This is a genomic window from Mesorhizobium sp. CNPSo 4688 (assembly GCF_057784295.1).
In genome coordinates this window covers 174673-194501 of the sequence record NZ_JBWLUY010000001.1, presented here as the reverse complement: position 1 = coordinate 194501, position 19829 = coordinate 174673, and the positions used below count along the sequence as shown (strand labels likewise).

The 19829-nt window shown below is 63.5% G+C and carries 18 protein-coding genes; 9 read left to right on the top strand and 9 right to left on the bottom strand.

Annotated elements, in window-relative coordinates:
- Nucleotides 1–2: 2 nt before the first annotated feature.
- The 3 genes from trpC to AC04SH_RS01040 are packed head-to-tail and all read right to left on the bottom strand — an operon-like array spanning nucleotide 3 to nucleotide 3739.
- Nucleotides 3–815: an indole-3-glycerol phosphate synthase TrpC gene (gene trpC, locus AC04SH_RS01050; protein ID WP_488573603.1), complete on the bottom strand. Its 813-nt coding sequence runs from the start codon at nucleotides 813–815 to the stop codon at nucleotides 3–5.
- A 4-nt stretch (nucleotides 816–819) separates the two neighbouring features.
- On the bottom strand, nucleotides 820–1830 hold the full coding sequence (gene trpD / locus AC04SH_RS01045) for an anthranilate phosphoribosyltransferase (protein WP_477232594.1): 1011 nt from the start codon (nucleotides 1828–1830) through the stop codon (nucleotides 820–822).
- 13 nt (nucleotides 1831–1843) lie between these two features.
- The gene (locus AC04SH_RS01040) at nucleotides 1844–3739 is read right to left on the bottom strand and encodes a peptidyl-prolyl cis-trans isomerase (protein ID WP_477232593.1); all 1896 of its coding nucleotides are present in this window, start codon (nucleotides 3737–3739) and stop codon (nucleotides 1844–1846) included.
- Between the two features lie 146 nt (nucleotides 3740–3885).
- Here AC04SH_RS01040 and tpiA point away from each other — a divergent pair, with 146 nt between their 5' ends.
- The 5 genes from tpiA (at nucleotide 3886) to AC04SH_RS01015 (ending at nucleotide 9032) form a co-directional block, all read left to right on the top strand.
- Complete coding sequence (gene tpiA / locus AC04SH_RS01035; protein WP_488573602.1) at nucleotides 3886–4656, top strand: triose-phosphate isomerase; 771 nt, start codon at nucleotides 3886–3888, stop codon at nucleotides 4654–4656.
- Nucleotides 4657–4853: 197 nt separating this feature from the next.
- Complete coding sequence (gene secG, locus AC04SH_RS01030; RefSeq protein ID WP_488573601.1) at nucleotides 4854–5357, top strand: preprotein translocase subunit SecG; 504 nt, start codon at nucleotides 4854–4856, stop codon at nucleotides 5355–5357.
- A gap of 201 nt (nucleotides 5358–5558) precedes the next feature.
- Complete coding sequence (locus AC04SH_RS01025; RefSeq protein WP_488573600.1) at nucleotides 5559–6677, top strand: L,D-transpeptidase; 1119 nt, start codon at nucleotides 5559–5561, stop codon at nucleotides 6675–6677.
- A gap of 155 nt (nucleotides 6678–6832) precedes the next feature.
- Nucleotides 6833–8470, top strand: coding sequence for a CTP synthase (gene pyrG, locus AC04SH_RS01020; RefSeq protein WP_112561656.1), 1638 nt, complete (start codon nucleotides 6833–6835; stop codon nucleotides 8468–8470).
- A 22-nt stretch (nucleotides 8471–8492) separates the two neighbouring features.
- The gene (locus AC04SH_RS01015; protein WP_488573599.1) at nucleotides 8493–9032 is read left to right on the top strand and encodes a DUF1697 domain-containing protein; all 540 of its coding nucleotides are present in this window, start codon (nucleotides 8493–8495) and stop codon (nucleotides 9030–9032) included.
- A gap of 106 nt (nucleotides 9033–9138) precedes the next feature.
- On the opposite strand, the gene AC04SH_RS01010 is transcribed toward AC04SH_RS01015, so the two are convergent.
- The 5 genes from AC04SH_RS01010 to AC04SH_RS00990 form a co-directional block, all read right to left on the bottom strand.
- On the bottom strand, nucleotides 9139–10596 hold the full coding sequence (locus AC04SH_RS01010) for an NCS1 family nucleobase:cation symporter-1 (RefSeq protein WP_488573598.1): 1458 nt from the start codon (nucleotides 10594–10596) through the stop codon (nucleotides 9139–9141).
- 200 nt (nucleotides 10597–10796) lie between these two features.
- Nucleotides 10797–11585 carry a trehalose-phosphatase gene (gene otsB / locus AC04SH_RS01005; RefSeq protein ID WP_488573597.1) on the bottom strand — a complete coding sequence of 263 codons (789 nt, stop codon included), beginning with the start codon at nucleotides 11583–11585 and terminating at the stop codon, nucleotides 10797–10799.
- Nucleotides 11582–13366: an alpha,alpha-trehalose-phosphate synthase (UDP-forming) gene (locus AC04SH_RS01000; protein WP_488573596.1), complete on the bottom strand. Its 1785-nt coding sequence runs from the start codon at nucleotides 13364–13366 to the stop codon at nucleotides 11582–11584. Before AC04SH_RS01000 ends, otsB begins: the two co-directional genes overlap by 4 nt.
- 135 nt (nucleotides 13367–13501) lie before the next feature.
- Nucleotides 13502–15664, bottom strand: coding sequence for an amylo-alpha-1,6-glucosidase (locus tag AC04SH_RS00995; RefSeq protein ID WP_488573595.1), 2163 nt, complete (start codon nucleotides 15662–15664; stop codon nucleotides 13502–13504).
- A 44-nt stretch (nucleotides 15665–15708) separates the two neighbouring features.
- Nucleotides 15709–16770 (bottom strand): glycosyltransferase family 4 protein, encoded by a 1062-nt coding sequence (locus AC04SH_RS00990; protein WP_488573594.1) that lies wholly within the window; start codon nucleotides 16768–16770, stop codon nucleotides 15709–15711.
- A gap of 194 nt (nucleotides 16771–16964) precedes the next feature.
- Here AC04SH_RS00990 and AC04SH_RS00985 point away from each other — a divergent pair, with 194 nt between their 5' ends.
- The 4 genes from AC04SH_RS00985 (at nucleotide 16965) to AC04SH_RS00970 (ending at nucleotide 18790) form a co-directional block, all read left to right on the top strand.
- Nucleotides 16965–17267 (top strand): DUF982 domain-containing protein, encoded by a 303-nt coding sequence (locus AC04SH_RS00985; protein ID WP_488573593.1) that lies wholly within the window; start codon nucleotides 16965–16967, stop codon nucleotides 17265–17267.
- A gap of 174 nt (nucleotides 17268–17441) precedes the next feature.
- On the top strand, nucleotides 17442–17600 hold the full coding sequence (locus AC04SH_RS00980) for a hypothetical protein (RefSeq protein ID WP_162712116.1): 159 nt from the start codon (nucleotides 17442–17444) through the stop codon (nucleotides 17598–17600).
- Nucleotides 17601–17913: 313 nt separating this feature from the next.
- The gene (locus AC04SH_RS00975; RefSeq protein WP_488573592.1) at nucleotides 17914–18255 is read left to right on the top strand and encodes an arginase family protein; all 342 of its coding nucleotides are present in this window, start codon (nucleotides 17914–17916) and stop codon (nucleotides 18253–18255) included.
- Complete coding sequence (locus AC04SH_RS00970) at nucleotides 18197–18790, top strand: arginase family protein (RefSeq protein ID WP_488573591.1); 594 nt, start codon at nucleotides 18197–18199, stop codon at nucleotides 18788–18790. Before AC04SH_RS00975 ends, AC04SH_RS00970 begins: the two co-directional genes overlap by 59 nt.
- A 45-nt stretch (nucleotides 18791–18835) precedes the next feature.
- On the opposite strand, the gene AC04SH_RS00965 is transcribed toward AC04SH_RS00970, so the two are convergent.
- Entirely contained in the window at nucleotides 18836–19825 is a 990-nt protein-coding gene (locus AC04SH_RS00965) for a DUF2332 domain-containing protein (protein ID WP_488573590.1), read from the bottom strand.
- Nucleotides 19826–19829: the final 4 nt, after the last annotated feature.

The window sequence follows — 19829 nt, the reverse complement described above, 5'->3', positions numbered from 1 at the left end:
CCTCAGACGGCCTCTGCCGGCGTCTTGCCCGTCAGAAGCAGGCGCGTTGCCGCCGCCACATCCTCTTGCCGCATCAGGCTTTCGCCGACAAGGAAGGTTTCGATGCCGGCCTTTTGCATCCTGAGGCAGTCGTCATGGGTGAAAATACCGCTCTCGCTGACCAGCAAGCGGTCGCCCGGCACCATCGACGCCAGCCGCTCGGAGGTTTCCAGGCTGGTTTCGAACGTTCTAAGATTGCGGTTATTGATGCCGATCAGCCGCGACGAGAGTTTTACCGCGCGCTCGGTCTCGGCTTCGTCATGCACCTCGATCAGCGCATCCATGCCGAGTTCGAATGCGGTCGCTTCCAATTCGCTCGCCAAGGCATCGTCGACGCTGGCTATGATGATCAGGATGGCGTCGGCGCCCCAGGCGCGGGCCTCGTAGACCTGGTAGGGGTCAAACAGGAAATCCTTGCGCAGCGCGGGCAGCGACACCGCCTTGCGGGCGTTGGTTAGAAATTCCGGCGCGCCCTGGAAAGACGGCGCATCGGTCAGCACCGAAAGACAGGCAGCGCCGCCTTTCTCATAGGCCTGCGCCAGCGCTGGCGGGTCGAAATCGGCACGGATCAACCCTTTGGAAGGGCTCGCCTTCTTGATTTCGGCGATCAGGGCAAAGTTGCCGGATCGGCGCTTCGCCTCGAGCGCCGCGAGAAAGCCGCGCGGCGCGTCGGCGTCCTTGGCCCGTGCCTTGATCTCGGCCAGCGGTATCAGCGCCTTTGCCGCCGCGATCTCGTCGCGCTTGTAGGCCTCGATCTTGCGCAGAATGTCAGCCACGGGCCTATCCGTTCGAAATCTCGACCAGCCTGTCGAGCACGCCTAGCGCCCGGCCGCTGTCGATGGCTTGTGCCGCCGCCGCCATGCCGTCGGCAAGCGTTGTTGCCTTGCCCGCCACCACCATGCCGGCGCCGGCATTCATCAGCACCGTGTCGCGATAGGCGCCGGCAGCGCCGCCCAGCATGTCGCGCAATGCCTGGGCGTTGTAGGCGGCGTCTCCGCCGCGCAACTCGTCCTTGGTGTGGCGCTGCAAGCCGACTGCTTCCGGGGTGAGCGTAAAGTGGCGGATCTCGCCGCCGGCCAGTTCGGCAACCTGCGTTTCGCCGGTGGTGGTGATCTCGTCATAGCCGTCGCCGTGGACGACCCAGGCATGCTCTGTACCCAGCGCCTTCAATGTCTCGGCCACCGGCACGATCCATTCCGGCAGGAACACGCCGACCATCTGGCGGCTTACGCCGGCCGGATTGGACAGCGGTCCGAGCAGGTTGAAGATTGTGCGGGTGCCGAGCTCGACGCGCGTCGGGCCGACATGCTTCATTGCCGGATGATGCGCTGGCGCGAACATGAAGCCGACGCCCGCCTCATGGATGCAGCGGCCGATCGTCTCCGGCGGGATATCGATCTTGACGCCGAGGGCGACCAGCACGTCGGCGGCGCCCGTCAGCGACGACAGGCCGCGATTGCCATGCTTGGCCACCGGCACGCCGCAACCGGCGACGACGAAGGCCGAAGCCGTCGAGATGTTGACCGAATGGGAGTTGTCGCCGCCGGTACCGACGATGTCGATGGCGCCTTCAGGCGCTTCGACGCGCAGCATCTTGGCGCGCATGGTGGCAACGGCGCCGGAGATCTCGCTCACCGTCTCGCCACGCACGCGCAGCGCCATCAGGAAGCCGCCGATCTGGCCCGGCGTCGCGTCGCCCGACATGATGATGTCGAAGGCTTCGCGCGCTTCGTCGAAGGTAAGCGCGGTCCCGCTAGCGACCTTGGCGATATGGATCTTGAGGGCGCTCATCGGGCCAAAACGTTCATTGGGCTACGGCTTGGGCAACGGCGGCCTGGTCGATGCTGACGGCGTATTGCGTCTGCAATTGCGCCACCAACTGGTCGAGCAGATCGTCGGACATGCCTTGCGTGAAGGATTTCTGGGCGTCGTCGGGCACCGAACTGGCGTCGGCTCCGGCCGGCTCGAACACTTCGGCCACCTTGAACAGAATCTGGCCTTCGCCGGTGGGCGAGGGGATCAGCCCGGTGCCGCCTTCGCCGACGCCGAACATCGCTGCAGCGCCGTCCTTGCCGAAATCGACGTCGTCGGCCTCGCGCTTCACGCCGCGCTTGGTCTGCTTTTCGAGCTTCAGTTCGCCGGCGATGACGTCGAGCGTGGTGCCGGCCTTGAGGCGTTTGTCGAGTTCGTCTGCCTTCGCGGTCAGCCGCTTGGTCGTTTCCTCGGTCGTCCAGTCGGCCACCACCCTCTGGCGAACCTCGTCGAGCGTGCGGTCGCGAGCCGGCGTAATCGATGTCAGCTCGTAGAACACGAAGCCATTGTTGGTCGTGGTCAGGGCTTCATTCTCGGTGTTGGGCTCAGCCTCGAACACCGCCTTGATCAGGTCAGGCGATGCCGGCAGGTCCTTGATGATGGTCCCGTCCGGCTTGAGGCCGGTGCGGTCGATGGCCTCGACGGTGACGTCCTTGAGCTTCAGTTTGGCGGCGGCTTCGGCGAGCGTGCTGCCGGCGGCGCGGGTGTCTTCGTAATTGTCGTGCACGTCGAGCAGGATGCGGCTTGCTTCGCCCAGCGCCAGATCCTTGCGGATCTGGTCAGACACTTCGGCCAGCGGCTTCACCACTTCCGGCTTGATCTCGGTGACGCGCAAAAGCACCGGACCGAACGTGCCCTGGACGACCGGGCTGACTTCGTTGACGGCAAGCGCGAATGCGGCATCGGCGACCGCCTTGTCGCTGATCTTGTCCTTGGAGAGCGTGCCAAGCAGCGTATCGGCCTGGGTCTTTCCTTGCGCGGTGACGATCTTGTCGAAGGTGGCGCCCGTCTTCAGCGAATCGGACGCGGCCTTGGCGGCGTCCAGCGTCGGAAACACCAGCTGTTCGATGGTGCGCATTTCCGGCGTGGTGTAGCGCCCCTTGTTCTTGTTGTAGTCGTCGCTGACCTGCTGGTCGGTCACGGCGCTGATATCCATGATGTCTTCAGGCTCGAGCCGGACGTAGGAGAATTTGCGGTATTCCGGCGCCGCGTAGGTTTTCTTGTTGGTCTCGAAATAGGCCTGAAGCACGCTGTCGGATGGAGCCTGGATCGGCTCGACCAGCGCCTTCGGCAAGGTCAAATAGTCGATGGTGCGGTCTTCGCCGCGATAGAGCGCGACCGCCTTGAAGAAGGTGTCCGGCGCCTTGAGGCCGTCCGAAACCGCCTCGACGATCTGCTGGCGCACCGCCACCTGAGCCCGGTTCTTCAGATAGTCCTCCGGCCGCATGCCGAGTTCGCGCAGCCGGGATTCGAACAGCCGGCGGTCGAACTGGCCATTCGGGCCCTGGAAGGCAGGTTCCTGGCGCGTCAGTTCGGCCAGCCTGTCCTTGGAGAAGCCAAGTCCGAGCTTGCGCGCCTGTTCGTCGAGGACGGCGCCCGACACCAGCTGCGCCAGCACCTGGTTGTCGATGCCATAGGCCCTGGCCTGCTCGCGGCTGATGCGCTGGCCGATCTGCTGTTGCAGCATGTTGATCTGGCGATCGTAGGCGAGGCGGTATTCGGTGATCGACACGGTGGTGCTGCCGGCGGTAATGACAGCGTGATGTCCGGCCAGGAAGCCGCCCGCCATGCGGGTGGTGACACCCCAGGCAAGGAAACTCAGCACCAGCAGTGACAGCAGCGCTTTCGCGACCCAGGTCCCTGCCGCGCTTCTCAATATACCAAGCATTGTTACTTCCGATTTTTGCGCAGTTTTGCGTGCGCCCGAGTCTGAAACAAGCGCAATAGCGCCCTTCCGGCTCACTGTCGATTGCTTTGTGGCCTGATTTTGGTAGGGAGGGCGAGACCCCAATGTCGCCCGGAGAACCAGATCCCATGACGCCAGGAATTCGACCGCTTGTTGCCGGCAACTGGAAAATGAACGGCACCAGCGCCTCGCTGAACGAGCTCAGGATGATCGGCAACGGCTTCATGAGCGGGCTCGATGCCGAGACCGAAGCATTGGTCTGCGTGCCGGCGACCTTGCTGTCGCGCGCGGCCGAAATCCTGTCGCGCACGCCGATGCGGGCCGGAGGCGAGGATTGCCACATCAAGGAGAGCGGCGCTTTCACCGGCTGTGTCTCGGCCGAGATGCTGAAGGATGCCGGCGCCAGCCACGTCATTGTCGGCCATTCCGAATGCCGCCAACAGCGCGGCGAGGACGATGCGACTGTGCAGGCGAAGGCGTCTGCCGCATGGCGCGCCGGGCTTGTGGCCATCATCTGCATCGGCGAGACCAAGGCCGAGCGCGAAGCGGGGGCCGCGCTCGACGTCTTGTCGCGCCAGGTCGCCGGCTCGGTGCCGCCTAGCGCAACGCCGGCCAACACCGTCATCGCCTACGAACCGGTATGGGCGATCGGCACCGGCCTGACGCCGACCGCCGACGACGTGGCCGAGGCGCATGCGCATATCCGCGAAAAACTGTCGGAGGGACTCGGCGCCTCAGCGGCCGGCAAGATCCGCATCCTCTATGGCGGCTCGGTCAAGCCGTCCAATGCGGTCGAGCTGCTCGGCGTCAAAAACGTCGACGGCGCGCTCGTCGGCGGCGCAAGCCTGAAGGCGGCGGATTTTCTCGCCATCGCCGAAGCCTACCAGAATATCGCGTAGGCCCCGAAATTTCGTTGCAGACCAGTTCCGTCGCCGACTTATGAAACGCCGCGCCGCGGCCGAAATCGTTGCAAAGGGCGCATTGCTTCCCATATTCCGGCCACGGGCTTGGAAATGCCGTTAAAGCATTGTATGGAGCCGCCTCCAAATCACCGGCCCTGATCGCCAGGGAGCGGCAGGGCTTGCCAGGATAAAATATGGAAACCGTACTGATCGTCATCCACCTCATGGTCGTGCTCGCCCTTGTCGGCGTGGTGCTGCTGCAGCGCTCCGAAGGCGGTGGTCTCGGCATTGGCGGCGGTTCCGGTTTCATGACCGCGCGCGGTGCGGCCAATGCACTGACGCGGGCGACGGCGATCCTGGCCGCGGCTTTCTTCGTGACGTCGCTGACACTCTCGATCGTTGCCCGCTACGGCGAAAAGCCGATCGACATTCTCGACCGCGTGCCGGCCGACAGCGGCAACGGCGTGCTCAACCAGTTGCCCGGCACGACGGCGCCGACGCCACCTGCCGGGACCACCGCACCGGCTGCGCCTTCGGGCAATGGCGCCGCCACGACGCCTCCGGCGACGGCTCCTGGCACAGCCCCGGCGACGGCTCCGGCCCCAGCTCCGGCGACATCGCCTGTGACCGATTCGGCCACGCCGCCGGCTGCCAACGGCGTCACCTTGCCGGTCACGCCGCAGGTTCCAAACCAGTAGTTGGATGGGGTCAAGTGCCGCGATCTGTTGTTGTTTCAACACAGTCGCGGCAAATGCACTTGATCACGAAGATTCGACCATGCGTTCCGCTTGAGGCCGCTCCGGCACTTCGATTATAGATTGCGCGCGGCACTTTCTGCGCCCTTGGGGGGCGCCGGGCGACGCCGTGGGCAACAAGCACTGAACGATCGGATCTTCGCTATGCAGCTTCGCAGCTTCATTTTCATGGGGTTTTGTGCCGTATTCGGCATGAGCTCCGCGGCCTTCGCCGGCACTCCGGCAATGACCTCACCGCAGGCGGTTGGCAACACCGCTGTCATCAACGTCGCCGCCAAAAGCGATGCGGCGCAGCTGAAGCTTCTCAAGAAGAAGAAAAACCCGAGCTCGGATGATCTGGCTCAGATCAGCAAGCTCGAAGACAAGATCGCGGCCGACAAGGCGGCAGCCGGAGCCAAGGCGCTCGAGGCCCGCAAGCTGGCCATGCGCGAGGCGGCGAAAGCCAAGGCCGACGCCCAGCGCCAGGCCTTCCTGGCCAGCAAGGGCAAGCCGGTCGTGGTCGCCGACGCCAAGCCGGGCAAGAAGATCACCAAGATCATTACGCCAGTTGACCCGATTGCGCCGATCGAGCCAATCCAGTCGGCCGAGCCGCTTCCGGCCGAGGCGATGAACGTCGCGCTGACCGGCAACAATGGCGAATTGCGTAGCGAGGCCCCGGGCCAGAAGCCGAGGAGCGGTGGGCTCTTCGCCGGCCTGTTCGGCGGCACATCGTCTGCCTCCTCGATTGCCTATCTTCCCGAGACGCGCGCTCTCGACCAGGCTCTCGCCAAGCGCGAGGCCAAGAAGCAGTTCAAGGTGAAGCCGGAATTCGTGCCGCAGGACGTCGAATTCGCCGGTTATGAGCCGGGCACCATCGTCATCGATACCAGCGCCCGCCGCCTCTACCTCGTCGAATCGGCTTTCACCGCCCGCCGCTATGCCATTGCGGTCGGCCGCGAGGGCCTGCAGTTCAAGGGTACGGTTGCGGTTGGCGACAAGCAGGAATGGCCGCGCTGGATCCCGACACTGGACATGCAGAAGCGCGAGCCCAAGCACTATGGCCAGTACAAGGACGGCATGCCCGGCGGCGGTCAGAACCCGCTCGGCGCCCGCGCCATCTATCTCTATGACGGCAAGAAGGACACGCATCTGCGCATCCACGGCACCATCGCGCCGCAGTCGATCGGAACCAGCGCCTCCAATGGCTGCTTCCGCATGATCAACGAGCACGTCATGGACCTCTACAGCCGCGTCCGGGTCGGCACCAAGGTCGTCATCATCTAACGTTCTTCCAGTTCTGCCGAAAGGGCCGGCTTCTGCCGGCCCTTTTGTTTTGACCAAGAACTACAGTCTCGAACCTCGGGACTATCGCGCCTTCTCTGGAAAAAGCCTCAGCGGCGGTTTTTTCTCTGGCGGAATCAATTCGGCCGCGTTAAGCGATGACTCCCATGGCGCGATATGTATTCATCACAGGCGGCGTGGTTTCCTCACTTGGAAAAGGCATTGCCGCAGCGGCCCTTGGGGCTCTCTTGCAGGCGCGAGGCTATCGCGCACGCATCAAAAAGCTCGATCCCTATCTCAATGTCGATCCCGGCACGATGTCGCCTTACCAGCATGGCGAGGTCTTCGTCACCGATGACGGCGCCGAGACCGACCTCGATCTTGGCCATTACGAGCGCTTCACCGGCCGCTCGGCCAACCAGCAGGACAACATCACCACCGGCCGCATCTACAAGAACATCATCGAGCGCGAGCGGCGCGGCGACTATCTCGGCGCGACTGTGCAGGTCATTCCGCACGTCACCGACGAGATCAAGCATTTCGTCCTCGACGGCAATGACGACTATGATTTCGTGCTGTGCGAGATCGGCGGCACGGTCGGCGATATCGAGGCAATGCCTTTCCTGGAGGCGATCCGCCAGCTCGGCAACGACCTGCCGCGCAACAACGCCGTCTATGTCCATCTGACCTTGATGCCCTACATCCCGACGGCCGGCGAACTGAAAACCAAGCCGACCCAGCATTCGGTCAAGGAACTGCGCGGCATCGGCATTGCGCCCGACATCCTGCTGGTCCGAGCCGACCGCGCCATCCCCAAGGAAGAGCGCAGAAAGCTGTCGCTGTTCTGCAACGTCAGGGAAAGCGCCGTCATCCAGGCGCTCGACGTGCCGCACATTTACGACGTGCCGATGGCCTATCACAAGGAAGGGCTCGATTCGGAAGTGCTGGCCGCCTTCGGCATCGACCCGGCGCCCAAGCCGCGCATGGAGCCCTGGCAGGCGGTGTCCAACCGCATCCACAATCCGGAAGGCGAGGTCACCATTGCCGTCGTCGGCAAATATACCGGCCTCAAGGACGCCTACAAATCGCTGATCGAGGCGCTGTCGCATGGCGGCATGGCCAACCGCGTCAAGGTCAAGCTCGACTGGATCGAAAGCGAGATCTTCGAGAAGGAAGACCCGACGCCGTGGCTGGAAAAGGTGCATGGCATCCTGGTCCCCGGCGGCTTCGGCGAGCGCGGTTCCGAAGGCAAGATCCTGGCGGCGAAATTCGCCCGCGAGCGCAAGGTGCCGTATTTCGGCATCTGCTTTGGCATGCAGATGGCCTGCATCGAGGCGGCGCGGTCGCTGGCCGGCGTCGAACATGCCTCGTCGACCGAATTCGGCCCGACCGACGAACCGGTGGTCGGCCTGATGACCGAATGGCTGAAAGGCAACATGTTGGAGAAGCGCCGGGAGACCGGCGATCTCGGCGGCACCATGCGGCTCGGCGCCTATCAGGCCGAGCTCACCAAGGGTTCGAAGATCGCCGAGATCTACGGTGATACCCAGATTTCCGAGCGCCACCGCCACCGCTACGAGGTCAATGTCGACTACAAGGAGCGGCTGGAAGATTGCGGCCTGGTGTTTGCCGGCATGTCGCCCGACGGCGTGCTGCCGGAAACGGTCGAATACCCCGACCATCCCTGGTTCATCGGCGTGCAATATCACCCGGAACTGAAGAGCCGGCCGCTCGAGCCGCATCCGCTGTTCGCCAGCTTCATCTCGGCCGCGGTGGACCAGTCGCGGCTGGTCTAGTTGCCTGCGGATTTGGCGGCTGATGCAAACCTATGTCGCGCTGCTCTACAGCATCATCCTCGGCGAAGGTCGCCGGGTCGTCATGTCCGACCTCAAGGCAATGGCCGAAGGCCTCGGGCTGAAGAATCCCCGCACGCTGGTCGCTACCGGCAACCTGGTCTTCGAGGCGCGGGCGGCGGATATCGCCAGGCTGGAAAAGCGGCTGGAAACGGCCTTTGAAAAAACCTTCGGCCGTCATGTCGTCATCATCGTGCGCACTGCCGAGAACTGGCTGAAGCTCGCCGCCGGCAATCCGTTTCCGGCCGAGTCGGCCGAAACTGGCGATCAGGTAGCGGTGCGGGTGATGCGCAAGCCTGCGCCCGCCGATGGCGTCGCAGCGCTCCAGGCCTATGCCGCCGAGGATGAGAAGGTGGCTTCGGTCGACGGCGACATCTGGGTCGTCTTTTCGCGCGAGCGGCCAAGCTCGCGCCTGCTTGCGGCGATGAACCACAAGCGCATGGGCATCGGCACGTCGCGCAACTGGAACACGGTGCGTCGGCTCGCAGAAATGTTAGGGCAGTAGGGCAGTAGGGCAGTAGGGCAGTAGGGCAGTAGGGCAGTAGGGCAGTAGGGCAGTAGGCTCCTATTTCCCTGCTCCCTTGCTGCCCTACTGCCTTATTCCCTCCATTTCATGCCTTTGCCGTCTTCGCTCCAGCACCCAGTGCCGCTGAGCGCAGCACGTAGTAGATGGCGCCGGCAATCGCCACGCCGAAGAACCAGCCATAGACGCCCCACCAGGCCGGTAGCCAGTTGGTGAAATTGGGCAGGATCGACGAGAAGATGGCGCCGATGCCGGCAGCGATGAAGGCATTGACATGCCAGCCGCCCTGGAAGCGGAACTCGCCGTCCTCGCGGTAGAGCGCTTCGACGTCGACCTCGCCTTTGCGGATCAGGTAATAGTCGACCATCATCACCCCGAAGATCGGTCCCATCGTCGCGCCGATGATGTTGACGAAGGAGGCGGCACTGCCTTCCCACGGCGCGAAGGGGTAGAGCACCAGCGCGATCAAGGCTGCGATGTAGCCGCCCTTCTTGAAGTCGATGTGCCGCGGAAAGACGTTGGAGAAGTCGAAGGCTGGAGAGACGAAGTTCGCCACCACATTGATGCCGAGCGTCGCCACCGCGAAGGTCAGTGCGGCAAGTGCGGCCAGGAACCAGCTGTCGAACTTGGCCGAGATCTGGTCGGGGTGCAGCAGGACTTCGTGATAGACGTCATAGGCGGCAATGGTGGTGACGCCGGCAACCAGAGAGAACAGGATCAAATTGACCGGCAGGCCCCAGATGTTGCCCTTGCGCAGCGACGCCTGGTCCGGCGCGTAACGGGCGAAATCGCAGAAGTTGAGATAGAGCGCCGAGAAGTAGGTGACCCAGATCGCCGCCACAGCAAACAGCGCCGTCCACGAGCCGGGCGTGCCCGGCACGCCGGCGTCCTTGGTCTTTTCGAGCAGCACGTCCATCGGGATGTCGCTGGTGAAGGCGAAGGTCCCGGCTTTGACGCAGAGATAGATCGCCAGGATCAACATCATCACCCACACGGCCGGGCCAGCCCAATCCTGGAAGCGGCGCACCGTGTCCATGCCGCGCTGGATGATCAAGAGCTGCAGCGCCCAGATGACGACGAAGCAGATCACCTCCAGGCCGCTATGACCGAGGAAATGCGTGTTGGCGTTGAAATCGGCGAACCATTGCGAGCGGATCAGAAGCGCCACGATGGCGCCGGAAGCGGCGGCCGTCTGCGCGCCGTACCAGAAGCAGGCGACGATGGCGCGCACCAGCGCCGGGATGTTGGCGCCCCAGATGCCGAAGGAGGCGCGCGCCAGCACGGGGTAGGGCACGCCGGTCTTCACGCCGGCATAGCCGACCATGTTCATCAGTGCGTAGATGATCAGCGAACCGATGCCGATGGCGATGATGAAATTGACGAAGCCGCCGCAAAACAGGAACAGGCTGGCAGCGAGATAGTAGCCCCAAAGGCTGTGAACGTCCGACGTCCAGACGTTGAAGATCGAGAATGGCCCCCAGTTCCGCACCGTTGCAGGAGCGAGGTCCTCATTGTAAAGGCCAGGCGATGCGCCTTGTATTGTCACGGTGTAATCCTCCCCTTTTACCGAACGCACCTCCATGCGTTGGCTGCGCAGGTTAGGCCTGACGCAGGGGAACCGGCAAGCAATCCATTTGCCGGCTTTGGCCTTAAAGATATTCAACGAGAATCGCGCTTATCGATCGGCGTTTGTCGGAGACGGGCCGCAATTCCGGCGGTCTTGATTCGATCCGCTGGCGCCAGCGATCAGGATGCTTTGCGGGCGAGGGCCGCCGACGCTTCGAAATTGGCGGCAAGCCAGGCTATCGCACGGGTGACGTCATCAAGCCCGTATTGAGCCACGGTAGGCCCGCGCGGCCTGACCCGGATCGAGATGCCGCCGGCTTCGTTGATCGCCTCGAAACCGTTTTCATCAGCGGTGTCGTCGCCGAGGAAAACCGGCCGCCTTCCGGCAAAGGGCGAGATCGCCATGAAGCGCCGCACGGCAGCGCCCTTGGCCGCCTCGAGCGGCATGAGTTCAACGCCGGCATTTCCCGGAATGACGCGGTAGCCCTTGGGGAGCTGGGCCAATGCCTGCTCGACAAGCTGCGTTGCTCTGGCCAGCAGATGCGGCGCCGCACGCGTATGGATGGCGAGGATCGGACCCTTGCGCTCGATATGAACATTACCGTCATCCAGTTCGGCTTCGATGGCGTCGGCGAGGGCAGCCATATCGGCGGGAGCGTCCGCGGCAACGACCGGGCCGTCCGGCGTCAGCCGGTGTTCAAGCCCATAGAGACCAGCAACGCGCAGCTTCAGCGGATGAAACAGGCGGTCGGCGACCTCCACCGAGCGGCCGGTGATGAAGGCGACTGCGCCGCCCAGCCGTTGTTCGATGGCGCCGAGCAGACTGCGCAACTCGTCACTGACGGACACCGCGTCAGGGTGTGCGGCGTGTTCGAGCAAGGTGCCGTCAATGTCGAGAAAGAGCGCCCATTGCCCTTCCGGCAGGTCGGGTGCGGCTGGCAGGCCCAATCCCTTCGGCAGACTATTCATGACGCCACCCTCCGCATGCGATCGAAAAGCGAGACGATGTTGCTGTCGGTGTTTGCAGGCCGCTCGGTGACACCCGTCGCCCGGTCGAGGTCGCTGCGTTTGCGCAGCCGCGCCGCGTCCAGCAGCATGCTGCCGGCCCAGCGATAGACATTGTTGTCTCGCACCATTTCGCGCATCGGACGCATGCGCTCGCGCTGTTCGTCCGGCGACATGGTCAGCGCCTGCAGCAGCGCATCGCTCATCATCGCAGCATCGTAGGGATTGACTATCAGCGCCTCGAGCAGTTCGCGCGACGCACCGGCAAATGTGCTGAGCAACAGCACGCCCTGTTCGTCGTCGCGCGCGGCGACGAATTCCTTGGCGACGAGGTTCATGCCGTCATGCAGGCTGGTGACCATGCAGATATCGGCAGCGCGATAGATCTCGTAGACCTGTTCCTGCGAGTGATGTTCGGCCACCATGACGACCGGCTTGTAGCCGTCGCTGCTGCCATAGCGCTGATTGAGCTCGTCAGCATAGCGCATGCATTCGTCATGCAGTTGCTGATATGCCGGCAGCGTGCCGCGGCTGGGCGCCGCGATCTGCAGGAAGACCAGTCTGCCGATCCATTCGGGGTGGCGCGTGAACAGCTCGTCCAAAGCCTGAAAGCGGTCGAGAATGCCCTTGGTGTAGTCCAGTCGCTCGACGCCGATGCAGAGCTTGACGTCGGCCTTGAGGCCGAACCTGTCGCGCAGGCGGGTCCGGCATTCCTCGACAGTGGGCAGCTTTTCCAGCAACTCGGCCGGCCATTCGATGGAGATGGGATAGGCGTGCACCAGCGTCGTCTGGCCACCATAGGAGATAGCCGCATCGGCGCGCTCGATACGACTTTCCAGGAAGCGGTCGACGCTTTCGGTAAAATTGTTGGCATGGAACTGGGTGTGGAAGCCGATGATCGAGCTGCCGAGCAGTCCCTCCAGGATGCGCTCCCGCCACGGGCAGATGCTGAAGACTTCCGAATTCGGCCAGGGGATATGCCAGAAGGCGATGACGATCGCCTCCGGCAGGCGTTCGCGGATCATGCGTGGCAGCAGCGCGAAATGGTAGTCCTGGACCAGCACGATCGGCCGCTCGTTGCGCGCCTCTGCCACAACCGTATCCGCGAATTTGCGGTTGACGGCTTCGTAGGCTTCCCAGTCCGAGGCGCGGAAGATCGGCCGGGTAAAGGCGATATGGCAGAGCGGCCACAGGCCTTCATTCGCAAAGCCGAGATAATAACCTTGATATTCCTCCTCGCTCAGCCATACGCGGCGCAGCGTGTAGGACGGCTTGTCCGGCGGCACCGGCACCCGATCGTTGTTGTCCACAGTGAGGCGGTCCGCGCTACCGCCGCCATAGGCGATCCAGGTGCCGCCGCAGGCGCGCGTGATCGGCTCCAGCGCCGACACCAGCCCGCTGGCAGGCACGACAAGCTCGACGCCATTGTCCTTGACGTTGTGGATGTAAGGTTCGCGGTTGGAGACGACGATGACCTGGGCGTCCGGGAGGTCGTCGGCGAGGATCTTGCGCAAGGTTTCTGGTGACCATGTCACCAGTGCGGCATCGGCGGACTGGCCGTTCTTTTCAAACTCCCGCATGACCTTGCGCGCCGCTTCCGCCGCCACATCCTCGCCAGCCACGCGGGCAACGGCCGGTGCGTGGCTGTCGCGGCGCCGGGATATCGAAAACAGGACGGCGAGGGCGGATAGGCCGAGGCTTGCCAGGATCACGATCCAGAGCATCTCGACGCCATAATTTGTCATTGAAGTGCCAATCTCCGCCTTCGGCGGTCATTCTTCTTGTTTCGAATTTGAACCCATCGCTGGCAGCCTGGTCGCCGGCAGCTGTCATTTTGCAACGCACAAAACTGCGATCGGTTCCCGCAAAAATGACCCAGATCAACTTCGCACGATCAGCGGAACCAATCCTTCATGGCGGTCGGCAAGAAAGGCGACGACACGGTCGCCGACGCGCTGGAAGGTGAGATCGACTTTCTTTTCGCCGACGCCGAGATGCCTGAGCGTCAGCGTGTCGATGCCGATCGGCAACCTCGGCCGTGTGACGTGGATTTCGCCATTCCAGCCATCGATTTCCAGGCCGAGGCAAGCCTGCATCAGCATGAAGGCCGAACCCGCCGACCATGCCTGCGGCAGGCAGGCGACGGGATAGGCGATCGGCGCTTCGCCGACCGAGCGAGTAAAACCGCAGAACAATTCCGGCAGCCGCATGTTGAAATGCACGGCGGATTCGAACGTGCCGCTCATCAGCCGCACCACATTGTCGCGCTCGCCAAACCGCGCCAGGCCGGCGCCGCAAATCGCCGTGTCGTGTGGCCAGATCGAACCGTTGTGGTATGACATCGGATTGAACAACACCGCATCGTCGGCAAGCGTCCTCACCCCCCAACCCGACTGGAAGGACGCCGATAGCAGCTGGTCGGCGACCATCTGCGCCCGCGCCGGCTCGGGCAGCCCGACATACAGCAGGTGACCGGCATTCGACGTGCGCACCTTGCAGGGTTCGCCGGCGCCGTCGATGGCGAGCGCATAGAAACCCAGATCGTCGAGCCAGAAATCGCGCTCGACGGCGATCCGCATCTCTTCGGCGCGGTTTTCCCAGTGCTCGGCTTGCGCGAACTCGCCGCGTCGACGTGCGAGGGCCGCCAGCCCCCTGAAGGCGGCAAAAACATAGCCCTGCACCTCGACCAGCGCGATCGGTCCCTTGGGGATGCGCCCGTCGGCGTGGAACACAGAGTCGAAACTGTCCTTCCAGCCCTGGTTGGCCAGGCCGGATTCGGCGGCGCGCTGATAGGTGACGAAGCCTGTCGCACGGCTCGCTTCCTCAACCCATTCGGCGGCAGCGGTAAGCGACGGCCACAGGCTGGCGATGAAGTCCATGTCGCCGGTGCGCTCGGCATAAGCGCAGGCGAGGTGGATGTAGAGCGGCGTCGTGTCGACGCCGCCATAGTAGCGGCCGAAGGGAAGCTCCTGCAACGCCACCATCTCGCCCTTGCGGGTCTCGTGCATGATCTTGCCGGGCTGCGAGTCGCTGAACGGCGAGGTCTCGGTCGCCTGATGCTGAGCGAGGAAGGAAAGCACGCCGCGCGCTAGGCCGGGGTTGAGCCACAGCATCTGCAGCGCAGAGATCACCCCGTCGCGGCCGAATGCAGTCGAGAACCAGGGAATGCCTGCATAAGGGTAGGGGCCGGTCGAAAGCTCGGTGGTCAGCAAGGCCACATCGGCGCGGGCGCGTTCGACCCAGTCGTTGAAGACGCGGCCTGAACTGTGCACCGTCGCGCCATGGCGGCGCTTGGCCCGCATGCCGAAGCGGGCACGAGCGGCCGCGGCGCGAAACCGGTCGCGGTCGGGTGGCTCGGCCAGTTCCGGACCGACCTCGACATAGAACACCTTGCTGCTGCGCTTGGTCACCGCGATCAGGAAATCCGCACGCTCGGCGCTGAGATGGTCCGGCGCCTGCGAAAACGAGATCGCTGACTGCCGCGCCAGACCGTCCAGTCCGTCGTAACGCAAGAGCACGGACGTCGCGTCGATTTCGGCCGCATGCGCCGTGCCGCGCTTTGGCCTGGTCGACCCGCGCACCTCGAACATGTCGCGGAAATCGGCAGCAAAGTGCAGCGAGATGCGGATTGCCGAATGCTCCTGGCTGTAGTTGGACAGGGTGATGCGTTCGAACAGCCGGTCCTGCCAAAGCAATCTGACGCGTTCGATGTGGATCGCGCCTTGCGGGATGTCGCGGCCGCCGACGCTTTGCATCGGCAGGTTGGTCAAATTGCTGGAGAACAGCACATTGTCCTGACTGAGCGAGGCGCCGAGGAGCGATGTCTGCCGGCCGCCGACGGTCAGCCGAAACTCCGACAGCACACGCGTGTCGTCGCGAAAGAAGCCGTCGCCGGCGCCCCGGATGTCGCCATAGGCATCGGCCACCACAAAACAGTCGCCTTGTTTGAGGGCGAACAGCCGGTGCGGCTCGCGCGGCGCGGTTTCGTCGAGGGAGGCGAGGGCCACGGCAGGGTCGAGCTTGCGCTCGTCAAGTTCAGTCATCAGTCACAGATCTCTGTTTTCGGGCTCGGAGCGTCCGCCGTCGTTCAAGACGCTTTCTTTTCCGCTGAATTGCCGATCAGGCGCGCATAGGCAGAGAGATAGTCACGGGCCATCCTGTTGGCGGAGAACCGCTTTTCGAAAACGGCGCGCACCTTTCGCCGATCGAGCTGCAGCAAGGCCGGCACCGCGGCGACCGCGCCGTCGAGTGAATCAACGATAAAGCCGGTAACGCCATGGTCGATGACTTCCGGCAATGCACCGCAGTTCCAACCGATGGTTGGCGTACCGCAGGCCATCGCCTCGATCGCGGCAAGGCCGAACGGCTCGGGCCAGTCGATCGGAAACAGGAGCCCGGCGGCATTGCCGAGGAATTCAGCCTTTTCGTCCTCGGCGATCTCACCGACATAATCGATGCGGTCGCCGTCGATCAGCGGTTCGATCGTCTCGTGGAAATAGGCGCGGTCGTCATCGCCGATCTTGGCCGCCAGCTTGAGCTTCATGCCCGAGCGCAAGGCGATTTCGACGGCACGGTCCGGCCGCTTGTCGCGTGACAGCCGGCCGAGAAAGGCAAGATATGGTTCGTCGGCCGCCGGCTCGAAGGTCGGCTGGTAGAGGCCGATCGGCAGCCCGTGATGGATGGTCGCCAGCCAATTGGCGTTGGCAAGCCCGCTTCTCTGGCTGCGCGAGATCGAAATCAGGGGAAAGCGTGGAAAGCGCTCATAGGCCGGCGCCAGATCGACATAGTCGAGCCGGCCATGTGGCGTCGTCACCGTTTTGTCCGGCATATGCTCGAAGAACGAAAAATGCAGGAAGTGGCTAAGGTGAAAATGAATGATATCAAAGTCCTGAGCTCGGTTCCTCACATCTGCCAGCATCGCGAGATGCGCCGCGGTGTCCGACTTGAGCGGGCGCGGATCGAGGCGCAGCGCGCGTTCGCGGCCCGGGACCAGCCTGGCGGATGTGTGGCTGTCGCCGCTGGCGAACAAGGTCACCTCATGGCCGAGTTCGACCAGCCCTTCGGTGAGATAGGAAACGATCCGCTCGGTGCCGCCATAGAGCCTGGGCGGCACGGATTCGTGCAGGGGGGCGACGTGGGCTATGCGCATGATTTGGACTGTCCCTCAAAGGCGAACACGAGAGCGAAATGCGCCAGCGGGCGTAACGTTCCGGATAAAATCCGGCCGCCGACAATCCCAAGTCATTCCGCGCAAATTTTTTTGCAAGAAGCGGGAACCAACTCGCTGTTCGCGAATTTAATAGGGTTGGTTCGCACTGCGGCCGACCAGGGAGAGAACAAAAAATGGACCGCTTGCATTTCTTTACGCCGGTGCGCATTGCGCGCGGGCAGGGACACCCCGTCGAGGAAGTCGATAGCGTTGCCGAAGCGATGGTCTTTCTGCAGAAATGGCCGGCGGGTCGGCGTGGGCCTGTGTATCAATGTGCCCTGAATTGCTGCTCCGCTGCCCTGTCGGGCCAGATGTCACCTGAGGAGGCAAGGAAGGCCTTCACCGGTTTTGCCCGTATCACCCGCCTGCTCGACGACGACATGGCGCTGCCAATGGGCGGCGAAAGCATGGCCGAAGTCCACGCGCTGAGACGTTAGGGTCCGGTCATTTTGTGATTGAACGCCTGCGCCGTAGTGGCTCGGGCCGCCGTTTCTCGCACCAGCCTATTCCCGCCCCGGCCCTTCACTTCACGGGTTATACTGTGCTTTCATGCTGCGCGTGACGGTGGTTGATGTCCAATCCACGGAGGGTCCGCACGTGGAGGGCAGACGTTGCCGAGACTGATCCTGGGAACACTCGGCGCTATCGTCATCGCCCTTGTCTGGGCGGTCCTCGCCAGTTTGATGGGCGCACCATCGATCGTGATCACGGTCGGTGCGGTCGCCATAGGGGCCGGCGTCTACACCTACGTCGACAGACGCTCGAATTGATCCGTTCCCGTCTGTCGGATTGGCGGTATCCCTCTTCCGACTCGAACCCCCGATCGTGAGCGGACGCCTCCACGATCAAGTCTGTCCCACGGCGTAACCGGACGTTCATGAATTTCGCTGCGACGCAGCGAATCCGTGGGGCTGCCGTCGAGGCGTTCTCGAATAGCAGGCGCCCATTTGCTCTTGCACGCAGGCTCGGAGCCGGGCTGATGAGCAAGCTTGTCCCGAGAACTGGTTGCGCCATATCTCGTAGAATAAGGCACACCGTCATTGAACACAGGAGTTGTGATGATGGTCCGCAACCTCTGCCTCATTGGCGCACCTTCAAGCGCCGGCGCCTACGCGCCTGGGGCAGGAGAAGGCCCCGGCTACCTTCCGGCGGCATGGGCTGGTCCCGGCATTGACGCAGTCAGGCCGGCGCGTGGATGACCGTGGAGACATACCAGGCTTCCGCTGGGGACTGGACCCGCAACGGCCCAAGGCCATGAATGTCGACGCTGTCCGTCGGGTGGCAGCCGCCGTGGCCGACGTGGTGGAAGAAGCATTGGCTGGCGGCGACGCGTCGCTCGTGCTCGGCGGAGACTGCACAGTCGAGCTTGGAACTGTGGCTGGGGCGCTGCGAGATGAAGGCTCGGTCGGGCTCATCTACATTTGATCACGACGTCGATCTGAACACCCCGGAGACGAGCGACGGCGCGCTCGATTGGACCGGCGTCGCGCATCTGCTCGACCTGCCAGGCACGGAGGCGGAGCTGAGCGGCCTCGGCCCACGCCGGCCGATGCTCGCTCCGGCCGATATCCTATACTTTGCCGTCGACAACATCACAGCCGCCGAGGCGGAGACTATGCGCTCGCTCGATCTGGCGAGGATCTCTCTCGCGAAGGTCAAGGAAGATCCGATCGGAGCAGCCCGAGACGCAGTGGCTTGGGGCGCGCGCTACGACCGGCTTCTCATTCATCTCGACGTCGATGTGTTGAGCTTCACCGATTTGCCGATCGCGGAGAATGTTCGGCGCTGCGACGGCTTGAGCTTCGACGCGCTTTCAACGGCGCTTGCACCGTTGGTCGCGGCTCCGAACTGGCGCGCGCTGACGGTGACCGAAGTCAATCCCGATCACGCGCCCGATGAGCGCGAAACATTCGGTCTTTTGATTGCTATGCTGTCGAAGGCGTTGTCGGCAAGAACGTGACCATCAGCTGCCGGCCGCTTGTAGCAGCCGGTCCCGATCAGCCGCCTACGCCTCGTCCGTGATCCACTCGAGCGAGGCGCCATGCGGATCGGTCCAAGCTACAGGGGAGCCGTTCGCAGATAGGAGAAAGCGGCCTGGTGGCCGGCTTGTACCGGCGCGTGTGGCGATGGACGGGAATACGCGTGGGAACTCGTTCGATACCCAATAAGGAGCGAGACGCATCGCCTGCTCGGCGAAAGCTTCTCTGTCACCAGGGTCGGAGACATAGTCGAGGACGGCTGTGTGAAAGATGACGAGCGTAGCGTCCTTTGGCGCTTCGCTGCAGAGTTGCACGAGGTCGCTCCCGCGCAGGTCGCCCTTCACCACTCGAGGTTTGACTGTGGCGGCAATCTTTAGCGCCGCCCGCAGATTGGCGAGCCGTGCCGTCTGTTCCGGCCAGACCAGTGTCTCAAGCCATGCGACTTGCATATCGTCCGAAGCATCAATCGGGTTCAGGTCCAATCCCGCTCGCCAAACGACTTGCGGCAAGGCCGCCGGCAATGGCGTCGTCTCGCTGGCCAAGCATCGGAAGACAGGTGGCTCCGAGGCCATCGTGGGTGCGCGGATCGCCTTGCGTCCGTAGTCATAGCCATAGAGGTCGGGCATGAGGCAGAGCCCTGCGGAGGTCCCGACCTCGATGAGAGCCAGCGGCTGCGGCAAACGCGACAGGACGGGGAGCAGCGTGGCGCACCTTCCCGGCTCATTGGTCTGGGTCGAGCGCTCCAGCATGAGAGAGCGGACAGCGTGGAGATGCGCCAGGAGCGCCTGGCGAAATTCGGCCCACCCTGTCGGAGTGCCGAACAGGTGACGCACCGCGGCAAGCAGAAGGTTCGGTTGCCGCTTTAGGTCCGGGAGGGTCGACAGGAAGTCGAGCGTCTCCCAGTCCTCAGCGACCGCACGAGCCAACGCTTCGTAGAGCGGCGAGCGGCCGCGAGCTTCCGTATCGGCGAAGTGAACATATCGAGCTGAGATCTCGGCCAAGCCCTCCTTGTCCATATCT